This window comes from Microcystis sp. M31BS1 (assembly GCF_020245285.1).
Lineage (GTDB): Bacteria > Cyanobacteriota > Cyanobacteriia > Cyanobacteriales > Microcystaceae > Microcystis > Microcystis panniformis.
Genome location: NZ_JADBVE010000396.1, coordinates 1 through 8,470 on the forward strand (window position 1 = coordinate 1; position 8,470 = coordinate 8,470).

The following is an 8,470-nucleotide window of genomic DNA, read 5'->3' on the forward strand; positions in this document are numbered from 1 at the left end:
AACTCACATCTGATAACTGATAACTGATAACTGATAACTGATAACTGATAACTGATAACTGATAACTGATAACTGATAACTGATAACTGATAACTGATAACTGATAACTGATAACTGATAACTGATAACTCACATCTGATAACTGATAACTCACATCTGATAACTGATAACTCACATCTGATAACTGATAACTGATAACTCACATCTGATAACTGATAACTGATAACTGATAACTGATAACTGATAACTGATAACTGAAAACTCACATCTGATAACTGATAACTGATAACTGATAACTGAATTAAAGCCATTCGATTTCTTTAGCTTTTTCGGGTAATTTAGCCGTGGCTTGTCCTTGGCTGCGGGACTGAAACCCAATTAAATCGAGGGGAGTAGCCAATAAATCTACTAAATCTGCTTTACCAAACAGTAACTTGAGGCTATTTTTTGGTAGCTCTTTTAATAACCAACGACTGAGAGTAAAAAATAACTCTTGATTGGTTAAAGGTCGCATCAATTCGACACCATACAATTCGTGAAGATAGCGATTCGAGCGCCCATAACGTTTTAATTGACTTCTTAAGTCTTCTAGGGTGGAACGATGACGATGGTAAATAATTGCCTCTGGTGCGTAGGTTAATTGCCAGTCGGTTTGTTGTTGAATACGCCAACAGATATCGGCATCACCACCGGTAGTTAAATAAGGACGAAATAAACCAACTTTTTGAAAAGCTTCTCGACGAATAGCGAGGTTAGCGGTTTGACCGTAGGGACAAAAAGAATGTTCTAAAAGAAATTTTGGTGACATAAAGTGACGACGTTCCGCATACTTTTCCAACCAAGTGGAACCAGTTAAGGCAGCAATTTCACCCGCTACCAGACCGATCCTAGTATCTTTAAAGGGTTGGATCAATTCTGTCAACCATTGGGGTGCGGGACGACAATCGGCATCGGTGAAGACCAAAAAAGGATAACGAGCGCTTTTGATCCCTTTGTTACGAGCAGCGTAGGAGCTTTGTATCTGATTTTCGCTTAAAATGATCAGGTTCAGTCCCCGGTGTTCTTCTGCTGCCTTTCCTAATAATTCTGCTGTGCGATCGCTACTATTATTATCAACTAAAATATATTCAACTAATTGACGGGGATAGGTCTGTTTGGCTAAACAATCAATGAGAGGGGGTAGATCTTTCTCCCCGTTATAAATTGGCACGATCACGGATACTTCGGGAAGGAACTGTAGGGTATTTGACATCGTTGGAGTCCAATAAACGGGCGAAGGTTGAACTATTCGCTACAATACTACTATAATTAATAGCAACAAAAAGCAAGTCTATTGTCACTTATTTTAGACCAACGATGAAAAGTTTCTTCCGAAAATTATTTTTCTATGCGGGTATTGTTTTGCTCTCACCCTTAATCATTGCTTTTCAGGTAGCTAATAATCGAGAACTTATCTTAGGTGATGTGCGGCGTTGGGTAGAGTTATTAGGCCGGGAAAAAAGAGCAGATTGGTTACAATTATTAGCTCTGTGTCTGGAGGCAAAAGAATTTAGGAATTTATATTATTGTCGTCTTTTTCAAGGTGGTTCATTCAGCCGCTTTTTTATGTATATTCTTAGGTTTTTCTATCGAGAAAGTTCCTACTTATTTCTAGATTCTTCCTGTTCGATTGGCAAAGGATTATTTATTCAACACGGTTTTAGTACGATTGTTATGGCGGATTTGGGCGATAACTGTTGGATTAATCAACAGGTAACAATTGGCTATAAAGATAAAAGCGGTCGCCCCAAAATTGGCAATAATGTCAGGATTACCGCCGGCGCTAAAGTCTTGGGAAATATTACCATCGGCGATAATGTCACCGTGGGCGCAAATTCAGTGGTAGTCAAGGATGTTCCAGCTAATTGTGTGGTGGTGGGTATTCCCGCTCGTATTATTAAACGGGACGGCGTTAAAGTAGATGAAAAATTATAAACGTTGACTTAAAATATATTCGGCAATTGCCAGATCCCCCGGAGTAGTAATTTTTAAGTTGGTTTCTTCACCGACGACAATTTTGACGGGAAAACCACATTTTTCTAATAAGGCGGCATCGTCGGTGACTTCCCAAGCTAATTTTCGGCCCTGTTCGTGACATTCTTTTAATAATTTTACCTGAAAACCCTGGGGTGTTTGAGCTGCCCACAACCGCGAGCGATCGGGTGTATCCTCAATCCAACCCTTGCTATCGACAATTTTAATCGTATCTTTCGCCGGAATCGCCGCTATGAAACCCTGACAAGTGGCCAAAGCGGCGGCACAGCGATCGAATAATTCGGGGGTGGCTAAACAGCGCGCCCCATCGTGAATTAAAACCGTCTCAGCCCCCTCTGGTAGGGATTGTAAGCCATTGTAAACCGATTTTTGTCTGGTTTCGCCTCCTTGGATGATTTGCACGGGTTTAAGGGCATTTATGGCGGTGACAATTGCTCGGATCTCCGCAAAGTCTTCCGGTTGTGCCATGATGCCAATCCAGATAATTGCCCTGGATTGCATGGCAGCCAGCAAAGTCCAAGCGAGGAGCGGTTTTCCGTGCAGGGTGAGCAGTAACTTATTGCGATCGCTGCCCATCCGTTTACCCATTCCCGCTGCTGGAATTAACAAATACATATTTTTTTCAGGTAAAAAGTTAAGAATTCAATAGATTTGGTCTTTGATCCCCCCTTAATCCCCCCTTAATAAGGGGGGTGCCGATCCCCCCTTAATCCACCCTTGATCAGGGGGGTGCCGATGATTGTTAATCGCGTCAATAACCCCAAAACTATCCCTCTTAAGAGAATAAATCGAGGGGAAAGTGACCATAAGTACCGACTAATTGATCATTTTCTGATTGACAAGAAATCAGGACACCGCGATAGGTTCCCGTGTAGGAATCGAGATAGGAAGCTTGTCTTTGGGTATTGTATTTAATATACACCGCTCCCAGTTCTGGCTGGTCTTCTGGGAGAGTATTAGGCAGGGGGTATCCTAGGGCTTGTAGATAACTTTTTAGGGCTTTAAATCCCTCTTCATTGTTATCGGCACAGATACCTAAATTAATTGATTCCGAACCTTGGTTAACTAATAAAATTGCCTGTCTTAGAGCTTCTTCTTCTTCAGGGGATTGGGCAATTTTTAGCTTAATACATCCATATTCTTTTAGGAGTTTCAAGGCTTCTTCAATAGACATGAGCGGTTAGATAGGCGGGGCTAAAGATAAAAAATAAACTGTTGCTGCTGTCCTTAACGACAAATTCCCAAGTAAAAAAGCCCTAAATCATTGGGGTTTAGAGATAGGAAAATTTTGCATTGGTCTTAATCGTAAGATCGCCAATTTCGATCATATCAGGTTGGGGACAGGAAAATTTATCGGGTTTGTTCGATCGCTCCGGAGTGTGTGTACATTTCACTCACTGCTTTTTGATAGCCGAAGTAAGCACCTATAATAATTCCGGCACCAAAACCAATCGCTAGGTAAGACAAAATTATACTGAGGGGAAAAGAGGACTGTCTCTGATGAGATAGGGAAAATCGCTCACCAGTCGCCACAATATTCTCAGCAGCTTCAGGGAACTCCTCCCGTTTTTCTAGGGCTTTTTCTTCAGTTGTTTCAGAGTCTTCCAAAGCTTCTGGGGCATCTTCTCGGTCATTTTCGGCGATTTCTGCGGTTATTATCGGCAAAGAGTTTAATTTGGTGACACGATTGACGATTAAATCATCTTGACTCAGGATTATCGATTCTTGCCAAGCGGGGATATCGGATTCCTCGGTCATACCGTAAACGATCACTTGTTCTAATCCATCGATGCCCAAGCTTTTGATTTCTGCCGACAAAAAAGGTAATAACTTGTGTTGATTGGGTATCCTTTTGGATTGAACTTTTAGAGTCAGGACATTTTCTTGCGAGGTGGCTTCAACAACCTCTATTTTTCTGGTTAAGAGACTTTGGTTAAGTAGGGCGATAATTGCGGCTGCATCTTGCTGTTTAGCGGCATGGATAAGTTGTGCCTGATTCATGACCTTGAGGGACTAAGGAGGGGATATTATACTAAATTCTTAGGAGAGTGGGCAGTGGGTTTTTAAAGTGGGATTAGGGGTTGACTATACCATTAAGCAGTCGGACATAAATTCTGTCGTCTGTCTTAAGAAATGTAATTCTGGCAATTCTTGCTGACGACCGACTTGAAAGAGGGTGTAGGGTGTGGGGTGTAAGGAAGGAAACCTCGCACCCCACACCCTGCCCCCACGAAAAACTTTTTGCCGCAAACCCTAAGTAGGGAGGCACAATTATTTGTAGGATGGGTTAGCGGTAGCGTAACCCATGCGGGCGTTGGGTTTCATGCTTCAACCCAACCTACGTTCATCTTATATTTAATTCCACCCACCCACTTAAATTTCCGCCACGGCTCTTTCGATTAAACGACGAGCCAGGGTTTGAATGCCAGTATGTTCATAGTAATTAGTCGTCATATCGAGGAATGCACCGACATATACCAATTTATCGGCAGAAAAGTCGATAAATCCCTGAATTTTGCTCAATAATCCCTGCTGGGTCAAATCGCGCTCGCTGACAAAACCACTCATCCAACCTTTAGTCGAGTCGAAACTTTGACCGATAAAGTCTAATTTTCTGGCAGTATTTCCCCCCGGAATCAATTCTTTAATACTGCCGAAAGTGGAGTTAGATTCTAATTCTTCTGGGCTGAGAATGCTGAGGGTGGATTCCACTTTGCGGATAAAACTGCCCCCCAGGGGAATTAAACCATCCAAACAAACTAACGCCGCCATCCGCATCAGGGATTCGCCGCTATAATCTCCCAGAGAAGCGACGAAATCATCGATACTATCGCCCGGAATGCCATTAATTTGACAAAAAGCGACTAATTCGGTCACTAATTTCAAGGTTAGATCGATGGTTTGCGCTTTTTCGGGGGCAGGAGTTAATTTTTCGATTAAACCGCCCATGAGGGGAATTTTACCACCGACGGCATTAGCAAGAGAGGCGGCGGCTAGGGCATTATCGGCGCTGTCGATGGTTTGGTAGAGCCAGAGCGCCCGTTGATAGCCCTGGGATTTATCATTAAACAACCAAACGGCTCGATCGCCAATCTGTTGAATCATGCTTTCGTCGGTTTCGCCGGTGACTTTGATAATCGTATTTTTAAACCCGACTAGGTTATCCCACTGTCCCGGCACCACATAATCAAGGGTTTTGAGGACTTTGACGGTGAGATTATTCGTCGGTAATTTGTCCACCAGTTCAAAAATTGGCTTACTCACGGATGTCTCCTTACTTTAATTTTGCTAAACCATCTAAATCGAACTTAGCTAACCAAGCTTGGCGATCGCTGGCGGTAAAATCTGGCTCCCGCGATAAAACCTTGACTTGATAGCGATTATTGACTAAAACGGCGCTGGCGGTTGCACCCTGTTCCACAGAGGGAAAACCTTTGATTGTGGTTTGACTGTCTTGGAATTTATTGGCCGCGGCGGGATTATTGCTAATGTCAGATATGGCTAACATAGCCAGAACTTTGCCATCTTGCTTCAGTTTTGCCTCAGCAAAGCCTTTTTTCTCCTGGGTATAGACGCGCTCGTATCCTCCCCCAGAAGGCGGGAAAAACCGATTAAAACTGCCGCCAGAGGTGGATTCTTTCACCACTGCCGCCGCCCCGCGAGCGGTACTTTCCTGTTGCGCTTGGTCAAATTGCGAGGGAGCTTTAGCACAGGAAGTTACTAGCAATAGTACCGCCAATACCCCTGCTATCAAGATTTTGCCAAATCGAAAGTTCATAGTTCTCTTAATTAAAACTTGCTCAAGTTTGTTTGTAGTATATCTCTCGCTTATTGCTGATTATTGTTAAGTTTTTCTAGATTTTCTCACACCAGACCGAAAAAAACAGAAAATCAGCAAAATTCGAGTTAATAGCCAATTTTTAGGCGTGTATCTCAATATTACAGAAATATCCACTGCCGAGAAATTATCGGTAACTTTTCAATTAATACAAATGTATGAAAAACTGCGTGTAAGCATCTCCCATTTGGGGGTGCGATTTGTTTCTAGCCCAAGAATAGTCTAAAACCCTGACAGGGTAGGGCTTAAAGCTAGGGTGGGGATGGTAGATTGAGAAAAATGATCTGCACCCCCTAATCACTAGCTACAGTCCCGCAATTGCCCCCCGGGCCATAGATGCGATCGCTTGTTCCGTGGCCCGGGGTAGATGATAATATTTACCCCCGGCTTTTAGGGCTAATTCTTTGGCAAAACCAGTGGAGACGAATTTTTTCTCCGTATCGATAACCAACAACTTAATGCCTAAAGAGCGAATTTTAGCGGCAATATCGAGCAGTTCTGCCTTAATATCGGGTTTTTCTCCCTCCGGAATCGGTTCGCCTAGAGATTTCGCCAAAGGAATATTACTTCTCCCGTCGGTAATCGCCACAACCACCACTTGACCGATATCCCCCGATAAACGGGCATTCATCCCCACATGAACCGCTTGGGTTAAACCGTGGGCTAAGGGGGAACCGCCGCCACAGGGCAGGGTTTCTAGACGTTTTTTCGCTAGGGTAATCGATTTGGTCGGTGGCAATAGTACATCTGCTCGCTCACCCCGGAAAGGAATCAGGGCAATCTGGTCGCGATTTTCGTAAGCTTCCGTTAACAGACGCATAACCGCACCTTTGGCCGACTGCATCCGATTCAGGGCCATGGAACCAGAGGCATCAACCACAAAGACAATTAAAGAACCGGCCTTGCGGGCCAGCCGTTTTGAGCGCAGATCCCCTTCTTCTATAATCACATGACGTTCGGGATTCCTTAAGCGACGGGCTTTTTGATAGGGGGCAGCCGCCCGGAGAGTGGCATCGACGGCGACTCTTTTTACCTTGCCCCGGGGTAACATCGGCTTAATGTAACGTCCCCTATCTTCCGAGAAAATCAGGTTACGCGCCCCGGATTTCCCCTGACGCTGGGCCATCTGGGCAAAATACAACACACTGGGATCCAGTAAAACCCCTTCCGGGTCGAAAACAAATTCTTCCGGCAGATTATCCGGCTGTTCCGGTTCTTTTTCTTCCTCTTTCTCCTCCTCTTTTTCTTCCTGTTCCTGCTGGTTTTCGTCTTGGGGCGGTTCCGGTGGTGGCGGTGGTGGCGGTGGCTGTTGTTCCTGTTCTGGGGGTGGCGGCGTAATCAGCGATCGAGGTACAATAACTAATTCGACGGCTCTTTTTAAGTCATCGGCACTGACTAAATCCCGACCTTCTAAAGCGGCGGCCGCCTTGGCTACTCTCACGGCAAAAATCTCGGCGCGATGACCTTCTACCCTACCGCGCACCGCTTCCTCCACTAGATAACTAATTTGTTCGGGTTTAATTTTTACCTCTTTTAACCATTCCCTCGCCAGAATAATTTCGGTTTTTAGATCATCGATTTCTTGGGCATATTGGGCGATAAAAGCGCTGGGAGAAACAGCATACTCGATCGCCTGATTGACGGCGGTTACTCGTTGGTCTAAACTAAGGACACCATCGGCGGAAAGGGCAATGGCAATTCTATCTAATAAATGGGTTCGTAAATCCCCTTCTTCTGGGTTATAAGTAGCGATCAGGATTGGTTTACAGGGATGTTGAAAACTGATGCCTTCCCGTTCGATTTGGTTACGTCCTTCGCTTAAAACTGTGAGTAATTGGTTAGCAATTTGGTCATCAAGTAGATTAATTTCATCGACGTAGAGAATTCCCCGATGGGCGCTGGCTAATAAACCGGGTTGAAAGACTGGTTCCCCCTGTTTCACCGATTCTTCCACATCGACGGAACCCAATAAACGATCCTCGGTGACTCCTAGGGGAATCTGCACGAAAGGGGCCCGGATAACTTCCGTGGCGACCTCTCCACTGCTATATTCTTCTTTAGTGCGATCGTCCCATTCGTCGGGATTGTTGGGATCACAATTAAAGACATTACCCGCGATAATTTCGATCGGTGGCAGTAGAGAATGTATCGCCCGCGCCATGACTGATTTGGCGGTTCCCCGACGACCGGCAATTACCACACCACCGAGGGCGGGATCCACGGCGGCTAAGAGTAGGGCTAATTTGATCGCTTCTTGGCCGACAACGGCAGTCAGGGGAAAATTGAGGGTCACAGTGGGCATAGATCTAGATTCAGGCGGCCAAATTCTAGTGTAAAACAGAAGCTCACTGGTCTGGCACTTTTCCTCTTTTGATTCCCGAACTCAGATTTTAAGTAGGTAGGCGTTAAAAATTATCAGACACCCCCCTTATCAAGGGGGGATTAAGGGGGGATCGGCACCCCCCTTATCAAGGGTAGGGCTGTTTCATTCTCCCATCAGAATATCAAAAGTAAAAGCGATCACTATCAGGTAAAATGAGAAGTGACCGCCAACCTTTCAAATATATGTTGAGCTTAATAGAAAAACTGAAACAAGTC

Annotated in this window: 8 protein-coding genes and 1 pseudogene; 1 reads left to right on the top strand and 8 read right to left on the bottom strand. The window is 44.7% G+C overall.

The genetic code is table 11. The features are described 5' to 3' along the window. Together IM509_RS22220 and IM509_RS22225 are read right to left on the bottom strand one after the other, a co-directional pair. Window positions 1-311 (bottom strand): annotated as a pseudogene (locus IM509_RS22220) (hypothetical protein); the annotation flags it as partial. Beyond that, on the bottom strand, window positions 302-1,252 hold the full coding sequence (locus IM509_RS22225; RefSeq protein WP_072926525.1) for a glycosyltransferase family 2 protein: 951 nt from the start codon (window positions 1,250-1,252) through the stop codon (window positions 302-304). The gene IM509_RS22225 and the pseudogene IM509_RS22220, both read right to left, overlap by 10 nt. A 104-nt stretch (window positions 1,253-1,356) precedes the next feature. On the opposite strand from IM509_RS22225, the gene IM509_RS22230 reads away from it, so the two are divergent. After that, entirely contained in the window at window positions 1,357-1,974 is a 618-nt protein-coding gene (locus IM509_RS22230) for a serine O-acetyltransferase (RefSeq protein ID WP_072926523.1), read from the top strand. Here the strand turns inward: IM509_RS22230 and ispD are convergent. From ispD to bchD, 6 genes are all read right to left on the bottom strand, one after another. Continuing rightward, window positions 1,969-2,649, bottom strand: a complete 681-nt coding sequence (gene ispD / locus IM509_RS22235) for a 2-C-methyl-D-erythritol 4-phosphate cytidylyltransferase (protein WP_185237722.1) — start codon at window positions 2,647-2,649, stop codon at window positions 1,969-1,971. The two genes, IM509_RS22230 and ispD, sit on opposite strands and share 6 nt — an antisense overlap. A 160-nt stretch (window positions 2,650-2,809) precedes the next feature. Continuing rightward, window positions 2,810-3,208 carry a DUF1824 family protein gene (locus IM509_RS22240; RefSeq protein ID WP_072926519.1) on the bottom strand — a complete coding sequence of 133 codons (399 nt, stop codon included), beginning with the start codon at window positions 3,206-3,208 and terminating at the stop codon, window positions 2,810-2,812. A 176-nt stretch (window positions 3,209-3,384) separates the two neighbouring features. Further along, window positions 3,385-4,035, bottom strand: a complete 651-nt coding sequence (locus tag IM509_RS22245; protein WP_072926517.1) for a hypothetical protein — start codon at window positions 4,033-4,035, stop codon at window positions 3,385-3,387. A gap of 372 nt (window positions 4,036-4,407) precedes the next feature. Then, window positions 4,408-5,298: a hypothetical protein gene (locus tag IM509_RS22250; protein ID WP_072926515.1), complete on the bottom strand. Its 891-nt coding sequence runs from the start codon at window positions 5,296-5,298 to the stop codon at window positions 4,408-4,410. 10 nt (window positions 5,299-5,308) lie between these two features. Beyond that, a complete protein-coding gene (locus IM509_RS22255) occupies window positions 5,309-5,812 on the bottom strand; it encodes a hypothetical protein (RefSeq protein ID WP_072926513.1) in 504 nt (167 codons plus the stop codon). A gap of 364 nt (window positions 5,813-6,176) precedes the next feature. Next, window positions 6,177-8,174 (bottom strand): magnesium chelatase ATPase subunit D, encoded by a 1,998-nt coding sequence (gene bchD, locus IM509_RS22260; RefSeq protein WP_072926511.1) that lies wholly within the window; start codon window positions 8,172-8,174, stop codon window positions 6,177-6,179. Window positions 8,175-8,470: the final 296 nt, after the last annotated feature.

Excerpts from the sequence above, each read along its gene's own strand:
- IM509_RS22225 (WP_072926525.1), bottom strand. The coding sequence starts at position 1,252 with ATGTCAAATACCCTACAGTTCCTTCCCGAAGTATCCGTGATCGTGCCA.
- IM509_RS22230 (WP_072926523.1), top strand. The coding sequence starts at position 1,357 with ATGAAAAGTTTCTTCCGAAAATTATTTTTCTATGCGGGTATTGTTTTG.
- ispD (WP_185237722.1), bottom strand. The coding sequence starts at position 2,649 with ATGTATTTGTTAATTCCAGCAGCGGGAATGGGTAAACGGATGGGCAGC.
- IM509_RS22240 (WP_072926519.1), bottom strand. The coding sequence starts at position 3,208 with ATGTCTATTGAAGAAGCCTTGAAACTCCTAAAAGAATATGGATGTATT.
- IM509_RS22245 (WP_072926517.1), bottom strand. The coding sequence starts at position 4,035 with ATGAATCAGGCACAACTTATCCATGCCGCTAAACAGCAAGATGCAGCC.
- IM509_RS22255 (WP_072926513.1), bottom strand. The coding sequence starts at position 5,812 with ATGAACTTTCGATTTGGCAAAATCTTGATAGCAGGGGTATTGGCGGTA.
- bchD (WP_072926511.1), bottom strand. The coding sequence starts at position 8,174 with ATGCCCACTGTGACCCTCAATTTTCCCCTGACTGCCGTTGTCGGCCAA.